This window comes from Metabacillus idriensis (assembly GCF_050483325.1).
Classification (GTDB): Bacteria; Bacillota; Bacilli; order Bacillales; family Bacillaceae; genus Bacillus_P; species Bacillus_P idriensis_A.
In genome coordinates this window covers 236,443-259,494 of the sequence record NZ_JBCMYF010000011.1, presented here as the reverse complement: position 1 = coordinate 259,494, position 23,052 = coordinate 236,443, and the positions used below count along the sequence as shown (strand labels likewise).

Sequence of the window (23,052 nt, the reverse complement as noted above, 5' to 3'; positions counted from 1 at the left end):
ATCAGGACAATGCATAGCCCTCGGGTTATGTTGCTGGTACTGGTTGCAGTTATCTAAGAATGATATTAAATAGATTTAACCGTTAAAACAATATTCTAAATACTCATTTTCCGCTTCCTGACAGTAAGTATTTTGACCTATTCCCGGCCAAATCCACTTTACATAGATTACCTATTTTATGAAATTCATAGACTTCTATCTATGAAACGTTTAAAATCATCAAAGAGTGTTTTTTAAATGAACTAGTTAAAGAGGTGGATATAAACTTGAATTTATGGGAGATTTTTGTTGCTGTTGTGTTAGGAACGGTTGAAGGTTTAACGGAATTTGCTCCAGTATCCTCTACCGGACATATGATTATTTTTGATGATTTGCTGTTTCAGTCTAAAGAGCTTTTTGGGGCGCCTGTTGCCAATACGTTTAAGATCGTGATTCAGCTAGGATCGATTCTTGCAGTCGTTATCATTTTCAGAGAGCGTTTTATCAGCTTGCTCGGCCTGAAAAAAGAAACAGCTGAAGAAAAACGGACGAAGTTGAAATTAACACAAGTCATTGTCGGCTTGCTGCCTGCTGCTGTACTTGGACTTTTATTTGAAGATTATATCGATGAACACTTATTTTCTATTCATACGGTTTTAATCGGCTTGGTAATTGGGGCATTCTTAATGTTAGCTGCTGATTTCATTCAGCGCAAAAGAACCATTACAACAGAGACCGTGGATAAAATCACCTATAAACAGGCACTGCTTATTGGGCTGATTCAATGTTTGGCGTTATGGCCGGGATTTTCCCGTTCTGGATCGACCATTTCCGGAGGCGTTATGCTTGGCATGAATCATAGAACGGCATCTGACTTTACCTTCATCATGGCTGTGCCAATTATGGCGGGAGCAAGCGGACTTTCTCTCCTTAAAAATTGGGAGTACTTCACGATCGATGCACTGCCATTCTTTATTGCAGGATTTATCAGTGCATTCGTCGTTGCTTTAATTTCAATCCGCTTCTTCCTTGCCTTAATTAACAAAATTAAACTTGTGCCATTTGCCATTTACCGCATTATTTTAGCTGCAGTGATTTATTTTGTTTTTCTATAAGGGAAAAGAGCAAATCCAGATGGAGCGGATTTGCTCTTTTTTTGATCAAAAAAAAGGCTGAACAAGTCAGCCCAATCTTATTTAAAGTTGCTCATACATAGTAAATTTAGAAGTTAACGCTTCTACTCTGTTCTTTGCTTCTTGTAATTTCGCTTCATCTTCAGGGTTGCTGAGTGCAAGGCCCATAATGGAAGCAATTTCATCCATATCTTCTAGACCGAAGCCTCTGCTTGTTACAGCAGCTGTACCGATGCGGACGCCGCTTGTTACGAATGGACTTTCAGGATCAAATGGAATCGTGTTTTTGTTCGCTGTGATTCCGATATCATCCAATACTTTTTCTGCCACTTTTCCAGTCAGGTTAAGAGAACGCACATCAATTAAGATCAAGTGATTGTCTGTACCGTCTGATACAAGCGTTAATCCCTGGTTTTTCAAGCCTTCAGCAAGACGGTTTGCATTCGCAATGATGTTGGATGCATATGTCTTGAAGTCGTCTTGAAGGACTTCTCCAAATGAAACAGCTTTTGCAGCGATTACGTGCATAAGCGGTCCGCCCTGGATGCCAGGGAAAATGGACTTATCAATCTTTTTCGCAAATTCTTCTTTGCAGAGGATCATTCCCCCGCGAGGTCCGCGCAATGTTTTATGTGTTGTTGTTGTAACAAAATCAGCATAAGGAACAGGATTTTCATGAAGGCCTGCCGCTACAAGTCCAGCGATATGAGCCATGTCTACCATGAAATATGCTCCAACTTCATCCGCAATTTCACGGAATTTCTTGAAATCAATTGCACGAGGATATGCACTTGCGCCAGCAACAATCAGCTTCGGCTTATGTAAACGGGCTTTTTCTAATACATCTTCATAGTTGATGCGGTGTGTCTCTTTATCCACGCCATATTCAACGAAATTGTACTGCACGCCGCTGAAGTTAACAGGGCTTCCGTGTGTTAAGTGACCGCCATGAGATAAGTTCATGCCAAGAACTGTATCTCCGTGTTCAAGGATTGTGAAGTAAACAGCCATGTTTGCCTGTGCACCTGAGTGAGGCTGAACATTAACATGCTCCGCACCGAAAATTTCTTTAGCACGGTCTCTTGCGATATTTTCCACAACATCCACGTGCTCACAGCCTCCGTAATAACGGCGGCCAGGGTAGCCTTCCGCATATTTGTTCGTAAGGACTGATCCTTGCGCTTCCATAACGGCTTCTGTTACAAAGTTTTCAGAAGCAATCAATTCGATTTTCGTGCGCTGACGCTGTAATTCGTCCTGAATTGCTTCAAATACGCTTGTATCCTGCTTGATTAAATGTTTCATGCTTTAAAATCCCCCTATCCAAATTCACTTGATTTTGCAGACAACTTTCACATTCATTTCAATTTTATTGTACACGTTAACGGTGAAGATTGTAATAGATTTCTGTTTATTTTTTATCAAGAACGGTGATATTTGAAAAAAACGCCTTAAAATCACGAATGATAATCAGCGTCTATTTCATTTCGTTCGTATTTATCACGTGCACGTTTTGTTTTCTTCCTTGGCTGCATAAACAGCTCTTTCGCCGCCGATCAGTTTCGGGCGCGTCTTCGCCATTGTAACTCGGGCATGTCCAACCTGATTCACAGAACTTCTGACCGGAACTGCTACATGCTTAAGATGCATGCCAATAAAGGTATCGCCGATATCAATGCCGCCGTCAGCTTTGATGAATTCAACCACAACTGGGTGTTTGAAAGCTGAATAAGCATATGACGCCATCGCTCCGCCAGCCTCACGGACAGGTGTGACCGTTACTGCTTCAAGATGATAAGATTCGGCTGTATCACTCTCAACCACGAGGGCTCTGTTCAAATGCTCACAGCATTGAAAAGCGAGATGCATGCCTGTTTTTTCCTGAAATGCTTTTAATTCTTTAAAAATCATTTCGGCCGCTTCTACCGTACCGGCCGTCCCTATTTTTTCTCCAATCACTTCACTCGTGCTGCAGCCAACCACAAAGATGTTTCCCGCGCGAAAAGAAGATTGCTCTTCTAAATCAGCAAGCATGGTGCTAAGCTGATTCTTCCACTCTCCAATCAATGTCATTTCGCTCACCCTTGGACTTTATTTTCAAAAGCAGTGATTTTACTGACGCGGTTTTCATGTCTGCCGCCTTCAAATTCAGTTGTGAGCCAGATCCTTGCGATTTCACGTGCCAAACCGGGGCCAATTACACGCTCTCCCATTGCAAGCATATTGCTGTTATTGTGTTCTCTTGTTGCTTTTGCACTGAATGTATCATGTACAAGCGCGCAGCGGATCCCTTTTACTTTGTTGGCAGAAATGCTCATGCCGATTCCCGTGCCGCAAATCAGAATGCCGCGGTCAAATTCTCCGCTTGCCACTTTTTCTGCTACCGGCAATGCGTAATCAGGATAATCAACCGAAGTTTCACACTCGCATCCAAAATCTTCATATTGTATATTCATTTCATCCATCAGCTGCTTGATTTCCTCGCGGAGATTCAGCCCGCCATGGTCAGAAGCAATTGCAATTTTCATTTTTAACCCTCCAGAACGCTTAGTTTTTTAACTTTTTTATTAACAGCTTTATCATTTTTTCCAATTCTTCACGGGTCATTCTGTATATCTCAAGAGATCCGCCGAACGGATCCATGACATCGCGCCGGTCCTGTCCATCCTCCATCACAAATTCAGAAAGAGTAAAGGTTTTTTCAATCGCCTGCGGATATCGTTCAAAAATCAGTTCTTTATGGCTTTCAGTCATTGTTAAAATGTACGTTGCAAACCGGATGTGCTCTTCATTCAAAAGAGCCGACTGGTGATTGCATATGATCCCTTTCTCATCAAGCGCCTGCTTTGCATGAAGAGAAGCATCGCCGCCTTCGCCTGCAAACACACCTGCAGATTTGACCGACAGGTGATCATTTTCTTTCATATGATTCAATAACGCTTCAGCCATGGGGCTTCTGCATGTATTTCCGGTACAAACAAAAAGGACATTAATCATTCATTTACCTCCTTTGTTTTTATTATAATCCAAATAGAGTTTGGAAAGTAGTCATTGAGCTTTTTAAGAAAGGCTCTTTTCTTAAGGATTGTTGCTTTTAGGCTAGAAGTTATAATCATAAGAGAGCTGCAGCGGAAGGAACTTGACTTCTTCTGGAGAATAGAGGGAATTGGTTGATTCCACTTTTCCGTGCAAAAACTTATATGGTGGAATCAAAGATTGCGGTTGATTCCACTTTACAGTGCAAAAACTTAAATGGTGGAATCATAGCATGCGGTTGAGTCCACTCTTCATTGCAAAAACTTAAATAGTGGAATCATAGCATGCGGTTGATTCCACTCTTCCTTGCAAAACCTTAAATGGTGGAATCATAGCATGCGGTTGATTCCACTTTTCGTTGTAAAAACCAAAATGGTGTAATCATAGCATGAGGTTGATTCCACTTTTCCGTGCAAAAACTTAAATGGTGGAATCATAGCATGCGGTTGAGTCCACTCTTCATTGCAAAACCTTAAATGGTGGAATCATAGCATGCGGTTGAGTCCACTCTTCATTGCAAAACCTTAAATGGTGGATCAAAGCATGCGGTTGATTCCACTCTTCATTGCAAAAACCAAAATGGTGGAATCATAGCATGCGGTTGAGTCCACTTTTCGTTGTAAAAACCAAAATGGTGTAATCATAGCATGAGGTTGATTCCACTTTTCCGTGCAAAAACCAAAATGGTGGAATCATAGCATTCATTTGATTCTACTTTTCTGCACAATATATACAAAAACAACAATCTATGCGAAAACAGCCTTTAAAAAAACAAAAACAGGCCTCAGTCAGACCTGTTATCCACTTTTTATATAGGAAAAATCAGCTTCAGGCCAAATCCTAAAAGAATGCTTCCGCCGAGAGCTTCACCGTATGTACCAAGAAAGTTTTGAACTCTTCTCCCAATCAGGAGGCCGGTCCACGTCAGCACCATGCTGACGATTCCGAACATCGCAATCGTCAAGAATGTTCTCGCACCGTAAATACCAAGACTCAGACCGACTGAAAAGCTGTCCAGGCTCACGCTGAGCGCAAAAAAAAGGAGCCCAAAACCAACCGGTGTAATCATAGGTTCATCGTCTTTTTTAAACGAAGCGAAAATCATCTGCACTCCGAGAATGATCAGCAGGGCGCCGCCAGCTATTGAGGCGATATTCCCAAACGTACTGGAGAGCACTTTTCCGATCCACATTCCGGCAAGCGGCATCCAAATATGAAACAGTCCAATTGTCAGGCCAATATAAAAAATCTGCCTTAACCGGAGTTTGATCAGCCCCATCCCAAGTCCGACTGAAAAAGCATCCATTCCAAGAGCAAATGCCATCATAAATAAGGTAATGAGTTCCCCAATTAATGCCTCTATATTCATTCTAAAGCCTCCTCGGACACGCCTCATTCAAACTTATGCACGTCCGAGTTTGCTTAGAACATCTTCTAGAGCGATCTTATTCCTTTACAATCCGGTGTCCGGCAGCCTTCAGCAGACGATTCATCACCGCTTGACCGACACCTTTAGTTGAAAAGCTTTCGCTGTAAATACAGTCGACTCCCGCCGCGTCAAATTCACGAAGCACGTCGTAGAGCCCAGCCGCAACTGTCTCCATATCTTCTCTGCTTCCGCACATTAAAACAGCATCGGCTTGATAGCTATCAGCATTTTCTTTTGTAGCAAGCACACCTACTTTTTTACCTTCACGTCTTGCTGCATCAATGGTTTTTTGAAAAAAAGGCAAAGATCCTTCAACAATGGTTAAGGGTGCTGCAGGCGCATAGTGGGTATATTTCATTCCAGGCGACTTTGGCGTATGCCCTTCTTCTATTAAAGCCTGATCCATTTCCACTTTTCCAATCAGACTCTCAAGCTGTTCCTGCGTCACTCCGCCCGGCCTTAAAATAACCGGAATCTCCTGTGTGCAATCAAGGACAGTAGATTCCACACCTACACCGGTTGCGCCACCGTCCATAATGCCTGAGATTCTGCCATTTAAATCAGCAAATACATGAGCAGCGCGTGTAGGACTCGGCTTTCCGGAAAGATTCGCACTGGGTGCAGCAATCGGCAAGTTTGCTTCTTTTATCAGCGCAAGCGCAAGCGGATGATCAGGCATCCTTACAGCTACAGTATCAAGTCCCGCTGTTACACGATCAGACAGGCCCGATTTCTTCGGCAAGACAAATGTAATCGGACCCGGCCACAATGCATTGATTAACTTTTCCACATAATCAGGTACGTCTGCCGCAATATCATGCAGCTGTTCTTTTGTTGCAATGTGGACAATCAGCGGATTATCACTCGGTCTTCCCTTCGCTTCATAAATCTTGCCCACAGCAAGATCCGATCTCGCGTTGGCGCCAAGGCCATATACAGTCTCTGTTGGGAACGCAACAACCTCATTCTCTCTTAATTCGGCTGCTGCCTGTGCTATTTGTGGATAACTTAAGGATAAATCCTTCAAATTATCCACAATCCAAACTTTTGTTTCCATTCTTATAACTCTCCTGTCTAACATGTGAATAACTTTGTATTTCCCGACCTTTTCTTCCATTCCTCATGAAAGTATAAAAGATGACCCTAAATAAAACAAGCTTTATCCACATTTTGTGGATAAAGCTTGTGAATCAGTGGATAACTATGTGGATATATCCACATCAGGAGGTTTTTACCATTACTACTGCATCTTCCTTTTCCAATGATTCTTTAAAATGCGCCGACTGTAATAAGTGTTCAGGAATCTCGTTTTGTTCAACTGACTGAAAACCTATGATCTTTAGAAATTCAATTGAATTTTTCTTATTGGTGACGAGATAGCTCCCGAGAAGCCCCTTTTCCTTTCCTAATGCATGGATGCTTTCAAACAAGGACAGGAGATGAGCCTGATTGATGTTTTCTGACACAACAAGCGAGCGCAGCAAACCGTCTCCATTTACCGGCTCGATTCCAAGGCTTGCAACGATCGTATTTTCATCACTTTCCATTATAACAAAGCAATCGGCGATTTCCTCTATTCCTTCAGAGCTCAAGCCCGCTTTTTCAATAAATGATTTTATAGCTTGTACATCTTTTTTCTCCGCAACCCGCAATTGATAGTACATTTCATCACCCCGTTTTTGTTTTCTACTTCAAATCTATGACGGGGAATCCCTTTTATGCACGGATTGCTAGAAAAAAAGAAAGAGGCTGGGACATAACAATCATCTCCTGAATGAAAGCCGAACATTGAAATGTGCGAAAACCATTAAAAGAAATTGGTATTTTCGCATAGATTGTTGTTTTTCATGATAAATAATGCCCGTTCCTTTCCGCTGCAATCCACTTAAGGTTTCTATCATTTAGTCAAAGAAAAAAATCTGAACTAACGAAATTCAAGTTGGAATTTCACATAATAGTTCGGATTTTTCTTTGGTTGGAACCTTTTGTCCCAGCCTCGATCATGAAAATAGGTTTGAAAACCAGTCAACCAAAAAGAATTTGACCTCTGTTTCTTCCTTTTCTTCTTCTTCATCTACAATTAGAGCACTAAGCTCCTCAGCTGTTTTTTGAGCTTCTGCACTTTTATCCTCTTCTTCTAACTCTGCTGCCTGCACTGCCTGTCCGTTAGAAAAATCAAGGAAGCAAAGGGGCGGGAACAGTACACACCACCAATTGGCGCCCTTCCCTTCGCCAAGTGTGATCAAGATTGCCTCATAATCACCTGCAGGATAAATGTAGCTTCCGTACATCTTTGTAGGGAAGCTGACATTATCAAAATCAACGCTGAATTCCTGTTCCTTTCCCTCTTTCACTAAAACAGACTGTACAATTTTCTCAATCTCAGGAAGTCTTGACTGAATTAATTCACGTGCTGCCTCTATAGAAGTGAGCTTTTCCACCCACACCGTAATCTCTTTGTTTACTTCGTCGCGAATCTTGCGTTTTAAGGCCTGATCTTCATCAGAATCACTGTTGGCCAAAATGCGGAGACGAATCGCTTCTTCCGGAATCACAACCGGTTCTGAGCTTTGCTGCTGTGCACCTGCCGAAAGCGGTTCTTTATATACGTTCATAATTGCACCAAGTAATAATAATAAAATATAGATAAATGCGATTTGCTGCTTCTTCATTTCCATCACCATCCCCTTCTAGGAAACAGTATGGACAGGGATTTAAATTCTTAAACTAGTTTTTTGATTTCTAGTAATCTATTTTTTGTACAGAGTACGGGAACTTAATCTGCGGCCGTTAAGGTTTTCCCATCTCCTAAGCTAAAACAAAAACGCCTCATCACTGAGACGTTTCATTCACTACTGCAAATACCATACGATCTTTGCCGTTTATGTCGTATTTTACTTCTGCTTCTGCATGCGGCAGTTTGTCCAGCAGCAGTGTTTTTACATCTTCCCCTTGTCCCGCTCCAACTTCAAATGCGATCAGGGCGCGTCCGTTTATGACAAGCGGAATTTCTGCTGCAAGTCTGCGGTAGAAATCGAGTCCGTCTGCACCTCCTGCAAGTGCGCGGAGGGGTTCATGGTCCTTCACAACTGGTGACAGCTCCAGAATATCTGCATCCGGGATATATGGGGGATTCGATACGACGACATCAAGCTTCATGCCGCTTTCTAAAATCGGGGATAACAAGTCTCCATGTAAAAATTGGACTTCTGCTCCCAGCGTTTTTGCATTCAGCTGAGCAACTTCAAGTGATTCTTGTGCAATATCGACCGCACTCACCTTGAAGAGCGGATTTTCCAATGCAAGGGAAATGGCAATGGCACCGCTGCCCGTTCCGATATCCGCCGCTTCCACTGAAGAGTATCCATTAAATAGGGATTTTGCTTTCAGCAAGATTCCTTCAACCAGCTCCTCGGTTTCAGGGCGGGGTATGAGGACTTCTTTGTTAACGATAAATGATCGTCCGTAGAATTCTTCTGATCCAATCATGTGCTGAACCGGAATTCCCTCAGCATGATGGTTTACATCTGCCTTAAAGCTTTCCCAGACACCCTCAGGAAGATCGGTTCTAAGGTTAGCCAGCATTTCTGCCCGGCTCATATTTAAATGGTGGCGCAAAAGGAGTTCTCCCGCATTGTGATCCCGTTTTGCTTCTGCCAAAAAAGAAGAAGCCCACTTCAGGGCTTCATATATCTTAATCATGCTTACTGGTCTGCCTGATCGAGTCTGCTCGATTGATCTTCAACGATAAGAGCATTCACAAACTCATCAAGTTTTCCTTGCAGAATCTGGTCAAGCTTTTGGATCGTCAGGCCAATGCGGTGGTCTGTTACACGGTTTTGCGGGAAGTTGTACGTGCGGATCCGCTCTGATCGGTCACCTGTACCGACAGCAAGCTTGCGGTTTTGATCGTATTCAGCCTGTGCTTCGCGCTGAAATTTGTCATATACACGCGCGCGCAGTACTTTCATGGCTTTTTCTTTGTTTTTGATCTGTGATTTTTCATCCTGGCAGGATACAACGGTTCCTGTCGGCAAATGCGTTAAGCGTACGGCTGACATCGTCGTGTTAACACTCTGTCCGCCTGGTCCGCTGGATGCAAATGTGTCAACGCGGATGTCTTTGTCATGAATCTCTACTTCTACTTCTTCTGTTTCAGGCAAGCAGACAACAGTTGCTGTAGATGTATGAATTCTTCCGCCTGATTCGGTTTCAGGTACACGCTGCACGCGGTGTGCACCGTTTTCATATTTCAGCTTTGAGAATGCGCCGCGTCCGTTGATCATGAAAATGATCTCCTTGTAGCCGCCCACTCCTGTTGTGTTCGCTTCCATTACTTCTGTTTTCCAGCCTTGCGCTTCTGCAAAACGGCTGTACATTCGGTAAAGATCGCCTGCAAATAATGCAGCCTCATCTCCGCCTGCTGCACCGCGAATCTCCATGATTACGTTTTTGTCATCATTCGGGTCTTTTGGAACAAGAAGGATTTTCAAACGTTCAGAGAGCGCTTTTTCCTGAGACTGAAGCTCAGAAAGCTCTTCTTTCACCATTTCGCGCATTTCTGAATCAAGCTTGTCATCAAGCATCACTTTTGCGTCATCAATCTGCTCTTTCACAGATTTATATTCACGATAAACTTCAACAGTTTCCTGCAAGTCAGATTGTTCTTTTGAATATTCACGAAGCTTCTTAGAATCGTTGATAATATCAGGATCCATCAGCAGTCCATTTAATTTTTCGTAGCGGTCTTCCACTGATTGTAAGCGATCTAACACGTTATTCACCTCAATTTTCGTCCATAACGTTATAATTATAGTATAGGTTAATCAAAGCGTCAAAAGCAAATTGCCAGAAAAGCGGAATCGCCCGTTCAGCTCCGACAGACAGATAAGGATCCGGCAGTAAAGGCGCTTTTTGCCTTTGCTGACGGATCCGTTCTGGCCGAGGAGTTGGGCGATGGAGCTGGACACCAAGAAAAGCGGAGCCGAATGTTCAGGCCTGGCAGTCAGATAAGAAATCACCGGAAAAGTCCGGGTTTAGACTTTTTCGGGGATTTTGTTCTGACAGAAGGACTAGGAGGCGGAGCTGGACACCAAGAAATGCGGATTTGCCCCGTTTAGCGCAGGCATGACAGATAAAGTTCCGGCCTTTATTGCTGACACGGAGTTAGAAGCGCTAAGATTAATTTCGTTCTTGAAACTCAAGGAAAGAAAGGGAAGAAAAATGAAAATAAGAAAAGTGCATCATGCTGCTGTTATTTGTACCAATTATGACGTCTCAAAGGACTTTTATGTCAATAAGCTCGGGTTTGAAGTGATTCATGAGTTTTACCGCGCAGAAAGGGATTCTTATAAGCTGGATTTAGCTGTAGGGAATCACACTCAAATTGAGCTGTTTTCTTTCCCGTCTCCCCCTGATCGGCCCTCAGCCCCAGAAGCAGCAGGTCTTAGACATCTGGCTTTTTCCATTGAAAATATCCACGCGGCAGTGAGTCATTTAAATGAACTGGGAATTGAAACGGAGCCGATCCGGGTCGATCCTTTTACAAACAGACTCTTCACCTTTTTCAAAGATCCGGATGATCTGCCTCTGGAATTGTATGAGGATCCCGTCGAATCACAAAGTCACAATTCGTAAAATCAGCACTTTCTTTGACGAATCCATTCTTCTTTTGTCTGCATAGAAGGGATGATGCTCCATCTTATCGAACTTGTTGAATATCGTGTTTTGGATCGATTAAGATAGGGGGAAAACAAATGAATACAAGCCAGGTCGCAAAGCTTCTTGGTGTATCTCCGAAAACTGTCCAGCGCTGGGTGAAGCAGCTGAATTTGCAGATGGAACGGAACGAGCTCGGGCATTACTTGTTTACTGATGAAGATATTAATACCTTAAGAGATATTAAAGATCAATTAAATCAGGGAATCCTTTTTCATGAAGTAAGAGTTGCGGAAAAGAAACCTCCAAGAAAGGGAATGGTGAAAACCGAAGCAGCCGAAGCGAACCCCGATTTCGATGAAATTTTACTGAAGATTGCAGCGCTTGATCAAAAAGTGAACAGCAAAGCAGACAGTGTGGTGTCTTACCAGCTTCTCCAGCATCGCAGGGAGATTGAGGAATTAAACAGCAGAATCGATGACCTGGAAGCTAAGATTGACCGTCTGGAAAAACAAAAAGACAAGCATCCAATCGAGCATTCCCTTGTTTTTGACCATATTCAAGCACCCGAAAAACAAAAGCGCAGAAACCTGATCAGCTCTATCTTCAGTTTCTAGTATAAAAAAACTCGTTTATTCAGAAACGAGTTTTTTATTTTGTGTCCAGATTCACTTTAATGTCATACCTCGGAATGATATTCTGCATTTTCGACTGAAGCTCTGCCTGCTTCTTTTGTTTTTCATTGTCCGTGAGCTTTCGATCAGAATGGACATCCACCCAGATTGTGTTTCCGTTCATTGTGACATTGTCGATTTTAAGAGATTTGTCATTCCGGACCGCCTCGTGAAGTTTATCCATTTCATCTTCGTTTTGCTCACGGTTTTTTGACAGGTTTAAAAAGTTGGGGTTCTGTTCAGTCGTACCGCGATCGTTTGAGACACCTTTACCTGTTTGTTTCAGCTCACTGCCCTTATGCGACTCAGGCTGAATTTCGGATTGCTTGCTGGGATTTGCACATGCACCCAGGATAAGCAGGACTATTAACATACATAAAACTTTCATGATGAACACCTCCATTTTTTAAGGTGCCCAAATTCTCCATAAAAAAAGCTGCCTGATAAAATTTATCGGCAGCTTTGCAATGGTATCAGAATTTATATGTTTTGCGCATTGATGGCGAGCGGAATCGCTCAGGCTCCTCGGCGAGAACGGATCCGAAAGTATCGGCAAAAAGCGCCTTTTCTGGCGGATCCTTATCTGTCATACCTGCGCTAAACGGGCGATTCCGCTTTTCTTGAATTATAAGTTCTTAGTTTCCTGTTCACTTTGAAGTGCTTTGGCAGGCTTTTCAGGAACTTCATGATGATGGCGGCATCTTGGCTCGTACGATTCAGAAGCACCGACCAGGATGATTGGATCGTTGTATGATGCCGGACTGCCATTAATCAGTCTTTGTGTCCTGCTTGCAGGAGAACCGCAGACAGAGCAGACAGCCTGAAGCTTTGTCACGAGCTCAGCGACAGCCATCAACGCTGGAACCGTGCTGAATGGCTCTCCTCTGAAGTCCTGATCAAGGCCGGCAGCAATGACACGGTATCCCTGATTGGCAAGTGTCGTGATAACATCAACGATATCTTCATCAAAAAACTGAACTTCATCAACAGCGATGACGTCTGTTTCAGGTGTAATATATTTAAATAGGTCACTTGAAGAGGCAACGGCATGACTGATCATCGCAGTCCCATTATGTGAAACAACCTCTTCATCACTATAGCGATTATCGATGGCAGGCTTGAACACCTTAACTTGCTGTTTGGCAAATTGCGCCCGGCGGACTCTTCTGATCAGCTCTTCAGATTTCCCCGAGAACATGCTTCCGCAGATGACCTCAAGCCATCCGCTTTGTTTCATAACATACATGAAAACGGCCTCTCCCTTCTTAATTAACCCTTGTTTCTATGGTTGAGCGCCCTTTATGACGTCAGATTTCTATTATAAAATAAACTAAAATCAGTTTATCAGGATTCATGTAACCCATATGTAAAAGTGCTGTTTCCACTCTTATTATGGCTGTTTTCCCCAATAATTCACGGGAAATGGCGTAAAAAAACAGGCAAGACAGAAATCTTGCCTGTTTCCTTCAATCTATGATTATTTAAGACCGTATTTTTTGTTGAAGCGATCAACACGACCGTCAGCAGAAGCGAACTTTTGACGTCCTGTGTAGAATGGATGGCACTCAGAACAAACCTCGATGCGCACCTCGTCTTTTACAGAACCAGTTTCAAATTCATTTCCACAAGCACATTTAACCATAACTTTTTTGTAGTTAGGATGTATAGCTGCTTTCATTCCGTTTCATCTCCTTCCGCCCTGAATCGTTTGTCGAAACAGAGTTATCAATTCCAGAAGATTGTCTTCCGGAAAAGCACATAAAAAAATTATAACAAGCTTCCAATTTATTTGCAACTAGTTCGGAATAAAATTTACAATCGTTTTCCCGAAACGCCTGCCGCTTTCCATTCAGCATCTAAAATGCTGAAGAATTCTTCATTAGACTTTGAATTACGCAATTTTTTAAGGAATTTTTCAGCAAAATCAGGTGAATCTGACATTGATTTGCGGATTGCCCAAAGCTTTTCAAGGTGATCTCTAGGAATAAGCAGTTCTTCTTTACGCGTACCGGAACGGCGGATATCGATTGCCGGGAAGATGCGTTTTTCAGCAAGTGAACGGTCAAGGTGAAGTTCCATGTTGCCTGTTCCTTTGAACTCCTCATAGATGACATCATCCATGCGTGAACCTGTATCTACTAAAGCAGTTGCAAGAATCGTCAGGCTGCCGCCTTCTTCAATGTTTCTTGCCGCCCCGAAAAATCGCTTCGGACGATGAAACGCTGCAGGATCGATACCGCCGGAAAGCGTACGTCCGCTTGGCGGAATCACAAGGTTATAAGCACGCGCAAGACGCGTAATGCTGTCCATGAGGATGATAACGTCTTTCTTATGCTCAACAAGCCGCATTGCACGCTCAAGCACAAGCTCTGCCACTTTGATATGGTTTTCAGGAACTTCATCAAATGTTGAACTCACGACATCGCCTGCAACAGAACGCTCGATATCCGTTACTTCCTCAGGGCGCTCGTCAATCAGAAGAACAATCAGTTCCGCTTCAGGATGATTCGTTGTCACACTGTTGGCAATTTCTTTTAAGAGCATCGTTTTACCCGCTTTAGGCGGTGCAACGATAAGTCCGCGCTGACCGAATCCAACAGGAGCAATCACGTCCATGATGCGAGTGGAAAGATCGTTTGGTTTTGTTTCAAGAATAATTTGTCTGTTAGGATACAGCGGTGTCAATGCCGGGAAATGAACGCGCTCTTTTGCAGATTCAGGGTCATCCCCATTGACTGCCTCAACGTGCAGCAATCCGTAATAGCGTTCATTTTCCTTCGGCGGACGTACTTTACCGGAAACCTTGTCCCCATTTCTTAAATCAAAACGGCGGATTTGCGAAGCTGAAATATAGATATCTTCAGAACTTGGCGAGTAGTTGATCGGTCTTAGGAACCCAAATCCCTCAGATTGGATAATTTCAAGAACGCCTTCCATGAACAATAAATCCTCTTGTTCAGCGTTAGCTTTTAAGATAGCAAAGATTAATTCTTTTTTTGTCAGTTTACTGTAATATGAAATTTTATAATGACGCGCAAGTTCATATAATTCTTTTAATTTCATATGTTCGAGATTGGAAATTGAAACCTCGCTCATGTCAACACCACACTTTATAAATTATAAAAAACGTTGTTCTTCCATCTATATTCGTGAAAAAACGAGAAAATGGATCAGATATAGAGAAGAAATAGAAGATAGGCTTGAAGTAGGAAAAGCAGTGTGAAAGATAATCTTTCATTTACGCAGCACTCTTTAGTTTTACCTTATTTGATGAATATAATCAATATATTTCACATATTGAAATGATTTTGAAATAAAGATGGAAAAGCGGAAAACAGCTTAATTATTCTACAAAAAAGAAGCGAGCAGCCGGAGCCGCTCTGCTTTTTTCTATCAGGCTGTTTTGTATTGCATAATAAACGGTGTTCGTTCCTTTCCGCGGGGAGCATGGGCGCCTCCTCGGCTTAGCCTGTGAGGCCTCCCATTTTGCTCTATTTCCCGCAGGAACTTTTTAAAATTATTTCATGACAAGGTTCGGCTTTTTGCTTAGGCTGTGTGTGCCGTCGATGAAACGGACAGTTCCTGATTTTGCACGCATGACAAGTGATTGAGTTGTTCCGATAGAGGCTTTGAACTGAACACCTTTAAGGAGTTCCCCGTCTGTTACACCTGTTGCTGCAAAAATAGCGTCTTCGCCTTTCACTAAGTCTTCCATGCGGAGTACTTTGTTAACGTCGAGGCCCATCTTCTCGCATCTTTCACGTTCCTCATCATTTTGAGGAAGCAGTTTGCCCTGAATCTCTCCTCCAAGGCATTTTAGCGCTACTGCAGCGAGAACGCCTTCAGGTGCTCCTCCTGATCCAAAAAGGATATCGACACCTGTATGATCAAATGCTGTATTAATCGCACCGGCAACATCACCGTCATTGATCAGTTTAATGCGGGCGCCCGCCTCGCGGAGTTCTTTTATAATATGCTCATGTCTTTCGCGGTTCAGGATGGTTGCAACGACATCTTCTATGTTTTTGTTCTTGGCTTTTGCTACCGCCTTTAAGTTATCAATGATTGGTGCGTTAATATCAATGCAGCCAACCGCTTCAGGACCAACCGCAATTTTATCCATGTACATATCCGGCGCATTCAGAAGATTGCCGTGATCTGCAATGGCAATGACAGCAAGTGCATTCCATCCCCCTGATGCAACGATGTTTGTGCCTTCAAGCGGATCTACAGCAACGTCTACACGCTGGCCATAGCCTGTCCCAAGCTTTTCGCCGATGTAGAGCATTGGTGCTTCGTCCATTTCTCCTTCTCCGATTACGACAGTACCTTTCATCGGAATGGTATCAAACACGTCTCTCATTGCCGATGTCGCTGCATCATCAGCTTCATCTTTTTTGCCTCTTCCCATCCAGCGTGCAGAAGCAAGTGCTGCTGCCTCCGTTACGCGAACTAGTTCCATCGATAAACTTCTTTCCATTGATCGTTCCTCCCCATGTATCCCCTGATGTGATTTTTATATATATTATGAACTTTGAAGCTGTTCAATTTCCTGCTCTGTCAGCTTTTCACGCCAGATTGTTGCTCCGAGGCTCGTCAGCTTTTCTTCAAGCTGGCTGTAGCCGCGGTCAATGTGCTCAAGCCCTGTAACCTCTGTTACTCCTTCTGCAATCAAACCTGCTGCCACCAATGCGGCTCCTGCACGAAGATCGCTCGCCTTTACTTTTGCACCCTGGAGCTTTGTTGGACCTGACACAATTGCTGATCTGCCTTCCACCTTAATCTTTGCACCCATGCGGCGCAATTCATCAATATGCTTAAAGCGGGCTGAATAAATGGTGTCTGTTACAACGCTTGTCCCTGTAGACTTTGTCAGCAAGGACGTGAACGGCTGCTGCAGATCTGTCGGAAAACCCGGGTAAACAAGCGTTTTGATATCGACTGCTTTTAGTTCCTTCTGACCGCCGACAATCCAGATCTGATCATTATTTGTTTCTACGCGGATGCCCATCTCTCTGAATTTCGCAATCAGAGATTCAAGATGAAGCGGAATGACATTATCGATCAGCACTTCCTGACCCATTGCTGCCCCAATAATCATATACGTTCCGGCTTCAATTCTGTCCGGAATGATTGAGTGTCTGCAGCCATGAAGACTTTCAACACCATCAATACGGATGACATCTGTACCGGCACCTTTAATTCTTGCGCCCATGCTCGATAAAAGGGTAGCAACATCAATGATTTCCGGTTCTTTCGCCGCATTCTCAATGATCGTCTGTCCTTTAGCAAGCACAGCAGCAAGCATAATATTAATGGTTGCCCCTACACTTACAACGTCGAGATAGATTCGCGCACCCCTTAACTCCTCAGCACGCAAATAGATGGCACCCTGTTCGTTTGTTACTTGTGCTCCCAATGCTTCAAATCCTTTAATATGCTGATCAATCGGACGCGGACCCAAATGGCATCCTCCAGGCAAGCCGATGACTGCCTTTTTAAAGCGTCCAAGCATGGCACCCATCAGATAATAGGAAGCACGCAGCTTTTTGACTTTTCCGCTTGGAAGAGGCATGGAGATCATCTCTGCAGGATTCACATACATTTCATTATCCTTAAATTCTGCGGTCCCTCCAATTTCTTCGAGAAGCCCTTTTAAAATATGTACATCTGAAATATCGGGTAAACCTTCAATCGTCACGGGTGATTGAGCGAGGATTGTCGCCGGTATTAACGCAACTGCGCTGTTTTTGGCACCGCTGATATTAACCGTTCCTTTTAAAGGATATCCGCCTGCTATTTTTAACTTTTCCATGATAGTCTCCTTTCTCAGAGAAGTTGACTTTTTGATGGTGCTAAAAGCCATCGTGTTATGAGATTAAAATGGTCATTCTAAATTTAAAAAGAACTAGCCTGCATGACCAGAAAATGAATGAGAAACAGGAAAAGATCTCTTTTCAACAAATATTTTCCATTAATGCGGCAAAGAATACAAGTTCAAGTTTTTTTTCTTTTATTCATTATGACATATGAAATTTTTTTAGATACCCATTAATTTGATGAAGGGGTCATTTGACAGGGGCAGATAATAAGCGAATGGAAGGTTCTTAATTTAAGAGACAAATGGCAAGCGCTATGCTTGCCATTCATTTAATCTATAGTCATTGCAATCTTATTGTTTACGATTATTCCAGTCTGCTAAAAACTTTTCGATTCCTTGGTCTGTTAAAGGATGCTTGCAAAGCTGGTTAATAACATTGAATGGAATCGTGGCAATATGTGCACCGTGAAGAGCTGCTTCTGTCACGTGCATTGGATGTCTGATCGAAGCTGCAATAATTTGAGATTCAATCCCGTGAATATCAAACAATTGCGCGATTGTTGAAATCAGCTCCATGCCATTTTGTCCGATGTCATCTAAACGGCCTACAAAAGGTGATACATATGTAGCACCTGCTCTTGCTGCAAGCAATGCCTGATTTGCATTAAAAATCAGCGTAACATTCGTTTTTATGCCAAGATCTGTTAATGCTTTGACAGCCTTCAAGCCGTCTGGCGTCATTGGAACTTTTACGGTGATGTTCGGTGCAATTTCAGCAAGCTCCTTGCCCTCTTCAATCATTTCCTCTGCCTTCAGGGAAATAACTTCCGCACTGACTGAACCTGGAACGATAGCTGTAATCTCTCTTAAACGATCATGAAAGGATACATTTTCTTTTGCTACTAAACTCGGATTGGTTGTAACACCTGATAAAATCCCGAGAGCTTGTGCTTCTTTAATTTCTTCGACATTTGCCGTATCAATGAAAAATAACATTCTGCCATCCTCCTAAGATATCAGAAAAATATAACTTGTTTACGCTTACTTGTTATTTAAAGAGAAACCGCCTCGTCGTTTCTGGTGTGTATCAAAGGCGGTTTGATCTTTCCTGAAAAAATTAAGCTCTTCCTGCAGAACCGAATTCTTTCATTTTGCCTGCAACTGTAGCTTTAATTGCATCGCGAGCAGGTCCTAAGTATTTACGAGGATCGTATTCGTTAGGCTTAGCTGCCAATGTTTCGCGCACTGCTTTAGCAGAAGCGATTTGATTTTCAGTGTTAACGTTGATTTTAGCTGTACCGAAAGAGATCGCTTTTTTGATATCGTGAGTTGGGATACCAGTTCCGCCATGAAGAACTAAAGGCATGCCTGTAAGGTTGCCGATTTCTTCCATTTCTTTGAAGCCTAAGTTAGGCTCGCCTTTGTAAGGGCCGTGTACAGATCCAAGTGCTGGTGCAAGGCAGTCGATGCCTGTGCGTTTTACCATTTCGTCGCACTCTTTAGGATCAGCGTAAATAACGCCTTCAGCAATGATGTCGTCTTCTTGTCCGCCAACTGTTCCAAGCTCAGCTTCAACAGAAACGCCTTTTGAATGAGCATAGTCCACAACTTTAGCAGTTGTTTCGATGTTCTCTTCAAACGGATGGTGAGAAGCGTCAATCATAACTGAAGTGAATCCAGCGTCGATTGCTTCTTTACATTTTTCAAAGCTTGAACCATGGTCAAGGTGAATGGCAACTGGAACAGTCACTTTCAAGTCTTCCATAAGTCCTTCTACCATTTTAACAACAGTTTTGAAGCCGCTCATGTAACGTGCAGCGCCTTCAGATACACCAAGGATTACTGGTGATTTTTCTTCTTCAGCAGCTTGAAGAATCGCTTGAGTGAACTCAAGGTTGTTCAGGTTAAATTGACCTACAGCGTAACCTTCGCTTTTTGCTTTATTCAACATTTCTGTCATTGATACTAAAGGCATGTCGAAATATCCTCCCTATGCAGCTAATTTGCTAAACCGAAAAGCTTACGTAACATCTAGCATGACCAGAACGATTGCAATGTATGTAATCTGATGAAATGATATACGGGCTTTTCTCACTCACTAGCATACCAACTTATGAGAAAAACGGCAACTTTTCGACATAAATCTGAATTTTCTGTCATTATTTAATTTGAACGGATTGGAAGATACTTTCTTACAGCGTCGCGAATCTCATCTATATCAAACGGTTTTGCGAAATGCGTAAGCGCGCCAAGGTCTTTCGCTTCCTGAATCATATCCAGCTCACCGTAAGCAGTCATAATAATAACGCGAATGTCAGGTTCAACGACCCTCATGCGTTTTAGGATTTCAATTCCATCCATTCCAGGAATTTTCATATCTAAAAGCACTAAATCCGGTTTATGCTTGTCTACAATCTCCAGCGCCTGAAACCCATTTGCCGCCTGAAACGTCTGATATCCCGCTTTTTGAAAAACCTCATTCAGCAAAATTCGGATTCCGTACTGATCATCCACGATTAATATTTTTTCATTCATGTGCCTGCACCTCTTCATATTAGGATTATATAGCAAAAACTGCCGATCATTTTTTTATTGAAGCTCTTTCCTGAAATTCTGCTTTAATTGACAGAGATAAGTCGCCTCGGTCTTTAGCTTTGGATGTTTTCGCATAGATTGTTGTTTTTGATTATAAATGTTGTCCGTTCCTTTCCGCTGCAATCCAATAATGGATTTATACATCTAGTCTAAAAGCAACAATATTTACGAAAAGATCCTTAGCTTTAGAGCAAGAAAGCTCATTATATACGGAAGGATCTTACTGCCAAACAACAACCGGTGTGAAAAAAGCTACGCTTACTGAAAGCTGCGGAAAGCTTTCTCTCTAGTATAAGGCAGTCCGCTGAAACATACGATTATTTATTCGGTTTTGCGCATTCTTATTCCTGCTTCAATTAAAAGAACTTTATCGACAAATTCTGAAAGTGCTGTTAGGAGATCTCTTTATTATTAGCTATAATGATGGTTGTAAAGGAGTGTGTTTTTACTATGATGAAAATTTTTATGACACAACTGAATGGCCATTTCAACCGAATTCACGAGCAGGAAGAACCTGCAATTGAAGACGGTGCAAGACTGCTCGCCCAGGCTGCAGTCGGAAGCGGCACCATTTATATACATGGGTTTGATGAGCTTGGCGGCATTATTGGAGAAGCCGTTTTAAGTTCTGAGCCTCTGCCGAGTGCAAAACCTTTGTTTCTGGCTGACGGCACTATGAACAAACTGACAGATGGAGACCGTGTGCTCCTCTTTACCCATCGGTCGAATGATCCAAAAGCAATCGAGCTTGCCGAGATGCTGCGTGAAATCGGTGCCGGCACAGTTGGCGTCTCATGCTTGATGAAGGGTGCAGAAAATGGACTAGATGAAATTGTTGACGTTCACATTGATTCAAAGCTCAAAAAAGGCCTCATTCCGGATGAAGATGGCAGCCGCTACGGCTATCCTGCTTTAATGACTTCTCTATTTGCTTACTATGCGCTAAGTTTTACTTTGAAAGAGATCATTAGTGAATATGAATAGAAAAGCGGAGCCGACTGTTTAGCGCAGGCAGACAGATAAGGGTCAGGCGGAAAAGCTAATTCTACTATTAACTCAAACAAAAAACCTGACAGCTCAAGCTGTCAGGTTTTTTTCAAATTATTTTTCAGAAGCCATCAATGATGCATTCACGAATTCGCGGAATAATGGCTGCGGTCTTGTTGGTCTAGATGTGAATTCCGGGTGGAACTGGGAAGCCACAAACCAAGGATGATCTTTAAGTTCGATGATTTCAACAAGTCTGCCGTCAGGGCTTGTACCTGAGAAGATGAAGCCTGCATCTTCCATCGCTTGACGGTATTCATTGTTGAACTCATAGCGGTGACGGTGACGCTCATAGATGACTTCATCCTGATAGGCTTCAAATGCACGGGACGAAGGATCAAGCTTAGCCGGGTAAAGGCCAAGACGAAGTGTGCCGCCAAGGTCTTCGATATCTTTTTGCTCAGGAAGCAAGTCGATAACCGGGTATGGTGTTGCAATATCAAGCTCAGATGAATGTGCACCCTGCAGTCCAACCACATTGCGTGCATATTCAATTGAAGCTACTTGCATGCCAAGACAGATTCCGAAGAATGGCACTTTGTTTTCGCGTGCATATTGAGTCGCAAGGATTTTGCCTTCTACACCGCGATCTCCGAATCCTCCGGGAACGAGGATTCCGTCCACGTCTGAAAGAAGTTCATCCGTGTTTAATGCTGTAACCTCTTCAGAGTTGATCCATTTGATGCTGATGTCTGCATCAAATGCATAGCCTGCATGACGCAATGCTTCAACAACAGAGATATAAGCATCTTGAAGCTCTACGTATTTACCGACGATTCCGATGCGGACAGATTTAGAAAGGTTCGTTACTTTTTGAACAAGTTCAATCCACTCAGACATTTCTGGTTCGCGTGAATCAAGTTTTAAGTGATCGCAAGTGATCTGATCAAGATGCTGTTCTTGAAGCGCCAATGGAATCGAGTAAAGCGTATCTGCATCACGGCATTCAATAACTGCGTTTGTATCGATGTCACAGAATAAGGCAATTTTGTCTTTCATGTCCTGTGAAATCGGCATCTCTGTACGAAGAACGATTACGTTTGGCTGAATGCCCAAGCTTCTTAATTCTTTTACACTGTGCTGTGTCGGCTTTGTTTTCATTTCACCTGCAGCTTTGATGTAAGGAACAAGTGTACAGTGGATGTACATCACGTTGTCACGGCCAATGTCGCTCTTCATTTGACGGATTGCCTCAAGGAATGGAAGGGATTCGATATCCCCTACTGTTCCTCCGATTTCCGTAATAACAACATCCGCATTCGTTTCTTTTCCTGCACGGAAGACACGGTCTTTGATCTCATTTGTAATGTGAGGGATAACCTGTACAGTTCCGCCAAGATAGTCGCCGCGGCGCTCTTTCTTTAATACAGAAGAGTAGATTTTACCAGTCGTTACGTTGCTGTATTTATTTAAATTGATATCAATGAAACGCTCATAGTGACCTAAGTCCAAGTCTGTTTCAGCACCATCGTCCGTTACGAAGACCTCTCCATGCTGATAAGGACTCATCGTTCCCGGATCCACGTTGATATATGGATCAAACTTTTGGATTGTCACCTTTAATCCGCGGTTTTTCAGCAAACGTCCAAGAGATGCAGCTGTAATCCCTTTTCCTAATGAGGATACAACTCCTCCTGTAACAAAAATATACTTCGTCATGTGTTCTTCTCCCTTCGAGTG

The 23,052-nt window shown here is 42.9% G+C and carries 24 protein-coding genes; 4 read left to right on the top strand and 20 right to left on the bottom strand.

Annotated elements, in window-relative coordinates; all coding sequences use genetic code 11:
* Positions 1–266: 266 nt before the first annotated feature.
* On the top strand, positions 267–1,094 hold the full coding sequence (locus tag ABEQ24_RS08275; RefSeq protein ID WP_430006333.1) for an undecaprenyl-diphosphate phosphatase: 828 nt from the start codon (positions 267–269) through the stop codon (positions 1,092–1,094).
* An 81-nt stretch (positions 1,095–1,175) separates the two neighbouring features.
* Here the strand turns inward: ABEQ24_RS08275 and glyA are convergent, their stop codons facing one another.
* The 10 genes from glyA to prfA all read right to left on the bottom strand — a co-directional run bounded on the left by glyA (position 1,176) and on the right by prfA (position 10,352).
* Positions 1,176–2,417: a serine hydroxymethyltransferase gene (gene glyA, locus ABEQ24_RS08270; RefSeq protein WP_430006332.1), complete on the bottom strand. Its 1,242-nt coding sequence runs from the start codon at positions 2,415–2,417 to the stop codon at positions 1,176–1,178.
* A gap of 195 nt (positions 2,418–2,612) precedes the next feature.
* Positions 2,613–3,185 carry a TIGR01440 family protein gene (locus tag ABEQ24_RS08265; RefSeq protein ID WP_430006331.1) on the bottom strand — a complete coding sequence of 191 codons (573 nt, stop codon included), beginning with the start codon at positions 3,183–3,185 and terminating at the stop codon, positions 2,613–2,615.
* Positions 3,186–3,190: 5 nt separating this feature from the next.
* The gene (rpiB, locus tag ABEQ24_RS08260) at positions 3,191–3,640 is read right to left on the bottom strand and encodes a ribose 5-phosphate isomerase B (RefSeq protein WP_430006330.1); all 450 of its coding nucleotides are present in this window, start codon (positions 3,638–3,640) and stop codon (positions 3,191–3,193) included.
* Positions 3,641–3,659: 19 nt separating this feature from the next.
* Positions 3,660–4,109, bottom strand: coding sequence for a low molecular weight protein arginine phosphatase (locus ABEQ24_RS08255; protein ID WP_430006329.1), 450 nt, complete (start codon positions 4,107–4,109; stop codon positions 3,660–3,662).
* A gap of 847 nt (positions 4,110–4,956) precedes the next feature.
* Complete coding sequence (locus ABEQ24_RS08250) at positions 4,957–5,517, bottom strand: manganese efflux pump MntP family protein (protein ID WP_430006328.1); 561 nt, start codon at positions 5,515–5,517, stop codon at positions 4,957–4,959.
* 76 nt (positions 5,518–5,593) lie between these two features.
* Positions 5,594–6,634, bottom strand: a complete 1,041-nt coding sequence (locus ABEQ24_RS08245) for an L-threonylcarbamoyladenylate synthase (protein ID WP_430006327.1) — start codon at positions 6,632–6,634, stop codon at positions 5,594–5,596.
* Positions 6,635–6,797: 163 nt separating this feature from the next.
* A complete protein-coding gene (locus ABEQ24_RS08240) occupies positions 6,798–7,241 on the bottom strand; it encodes a hypothetical protein (RefSeq protein WP_430006326.1) in 444 nt (147 codons plus the stop codon).
* A 336-nt stretch (positions 7,242–7,577) separates the two neighbouring features.
* On the bottom strand, positions 7,578–8,249 hold the full coding sequence (gene spoIIR, locus ABEQ24_RS08235; protein WP_430006363.1) for a stage II sporulation protein R: 672 nt from the start codon (positions 8,247–8,249) through the stop codon (positions 7,578–7,580).
* A gap of 160 nt (positions 8,250–8,409) precedes the next feature.
* Positions 8,410–9,276 carry a peptide chain release factor N(5)-glutamine methyltransferase gene (prmC, locus tag ABEQ24_RS08230; RefSeq protein ID WP_430006362.1) on the bottom strand — a complete coding sequence of 289 codons (867 nt, stop codon included), beginning with the start codon at positions 9,274–9,276 and terminating at the stop codon, positions 8,410–8,412.
* Between the two features lie 5 nt (positions 9,277–9,281).
* Positions 9,282–10,352 (bottom strand): peptide chain release factor 1, encoded by a 1,071-nt coding sequence (gene prfA / locus ABEQ24_RS08225; RefSeq protein ID WP_430006325.1) that lies wholly within the window; start codon positions 10,350–10,352, stop codon positions 9,282–9,284.
* 448 nt (positions 10,353–10,800) lie between these two features.
* Here prfA and gloA2 point away from each other — a divergent pair, with 448 nt between their 5' ends.
* Together gloA2 and ABEQ24_RS08215 are read left to right on the top strand one after the other, a co-directional pair.
* Positions 10,801–11,214 (top strand): SMU1112c/YaeR family gloxylase I-like metalloprotein, encoded by a 414-nt coding sequence (gene gloA2 / locus ABEQ24_RS08220; protein ID WP_430006324.1) that lies wholly within the window; start codon positions 10,801–10,803, stop codon positions 11,212–11,214.
* Between the two features lie 119 nt (positions 11,215–11,333).
* Positions 11,334–11,852, top strand: a complete 519-nt coding sequence (locus ABEQ24_RS08215; protein ID WP_430006323.1) for a MerR family transcriptional regulator — start codon at positions 11,334–11,336, stop codon at positions 11,850–11,852.
* Between the two features lie 34 nt (positions 11,853–11,886).
* Here the strand turns inward: ABEQ24_RS08215 and ABEQ24_RS08210 are convergent, their stop codons facing one another.
* The 9 genes from ABEQ24_RS08210 to ABEQ24_RS08170 form a co-directional block, all read right to left on the bottom strand.
* On the bottom strand, positions 11,887–12,297 hold the full coding sequence (locus ABEQ24_RS08210) for a hypothetical protein (RefSeq protein ID WP_430006322.1): 411 nt from the start codon (positions 12,295–12,297) through the stop codon (positions 11,887–11,889).
* 237 nt (positions 12,298–12,534) lie between these two features.
* Complete coding sequence (locus ABEQ24_RS08205) at positions 12,535–13,155, bottom strand: thymidine kinase (protein ID WP_430006321.1); 621 nt, start codon at positions 13,153–13,155, stop codon at positions 12,535–12,537.
* A gap of 231 nt (positions 13,156–13,386) precedes the next feature.
* Positions 13,387–13,587 carry a 50S ribosomal protein L31 gene (gene rpmE / locus ABEQ24_RS08200; protein WP_029283312.1) on the bottom strand — a complete coding sequence of 67 codons (201 nt, stop codon included), beginning with the start codon at positions 13,585–13,587 and terminating at the stop codon, positions 13,387–13,389.
* Between the two features lie 134 nt (positions 13,588–13,721).
* Positions 13,722–15,005, bottom strand: coding sequence for a transcription termination factor Rho (gene rho, locus ABEQ24_RS08195; RefSeq protein WP_307429165.1), 1,284 nt, complete (start codon positions 15,003–15,005; stop codon positions 13,722–13,724).
* Between the two features lie 421 nt (positions 15,006–15,426).
* The gene (gene glpX / locus ABEQ24_RS08190) at positions 15,427–16,389 is read right to left on the bottom strand and encodes a class II fructose-bisphosphatase (protein ID WP_070877995.1); all 963 of its coding nucleotides are present in this window, start codon (positions 16,387–16,389) and stop codon (positions 15,427–15,429) included.
* Positions 16,390–16,434: 45 nt separating this feature from the next.
* Positions 16,435–17,724: a UDP-N-acetylglucosamine 1-carboxyvinyltransferase gene (locus ABEQ24_RS08185; protein ID WP_070877993.1), complete on the bottom strand. Its 1,290-nt coding sequence runs from the start codon at positions 17,722–17,724 to the stop codon at positions 16,435–16,437.
* Positions 17,725–18,081: 357 nt separating this feature from the next.
* Positions 18,082–18,726 (bottom strand): fructose-6-phosphate aldolase, encoded by a 645-nt coding sequence (gene fsa / locus ABEQ24_RS08180; RefSeq protein ID WP_430006320.1) that lies wholly within the window; start codon positions 18,724–18,726, stop codon positions 18,082–18,084.
* A gap of 121 nt (positions 18,727–18,847) precedes the next feature.
* Positions 18,848–19,705, bottom strand: coding sequence for a class II fructose-bisphosphate aldolase (locus ABEQ24_RS08175; protein WP_430006319.1), 858 nt, complete (start codon positions 19,703–19,705; stop codon positions 18,848–18,850).
* Positions 19,706–19,893: 188 nt separating this feature from the next.
* Entirely contained in the window at positions 19,894–20,265 is a 372-nt protein-coding gene (locus tag ABEQ24_RS08170; RefSeq protein ID WP_029283300.1) for a response regulator, read from the bottom strand.
* Between the two features lie 510 nt (positions 20,266–20,775).
* On the opposite strand from ABEQ24_RS08170, the gene ABEQ24_RS08165 reads away from it, so the two are divergent.
* Entirely contained in the window at positions 20,776–21,309 is a 534-nt protein-coding gene (locus ABEQ24_RS08165) for a DUF2529 domain-containing protein (RefSeq protein ID WP_430006318.1), read from the top strand.
* A 117-nt stretch (positions 21,310–21,426) separates the two neighbouring features.
* Here the strand turns inward: ABEQ24_RS08165 and ABEQ24_RS08160 are convergent, their stop codons facing one another.
* Positions 21,427–23,031: a CTP synthase gene (locus ABEQ24_RS08160; RefSeq protein ID WP_430006317.1), complete on the bottom strand. Its 1,605-nt coding sequence runs from the start codon at positions 23,029–23,031 to the stop codon at positions 21,427–21,429.
* Positions 23,032–23,052: the final 21 nt, after the last annotated feature.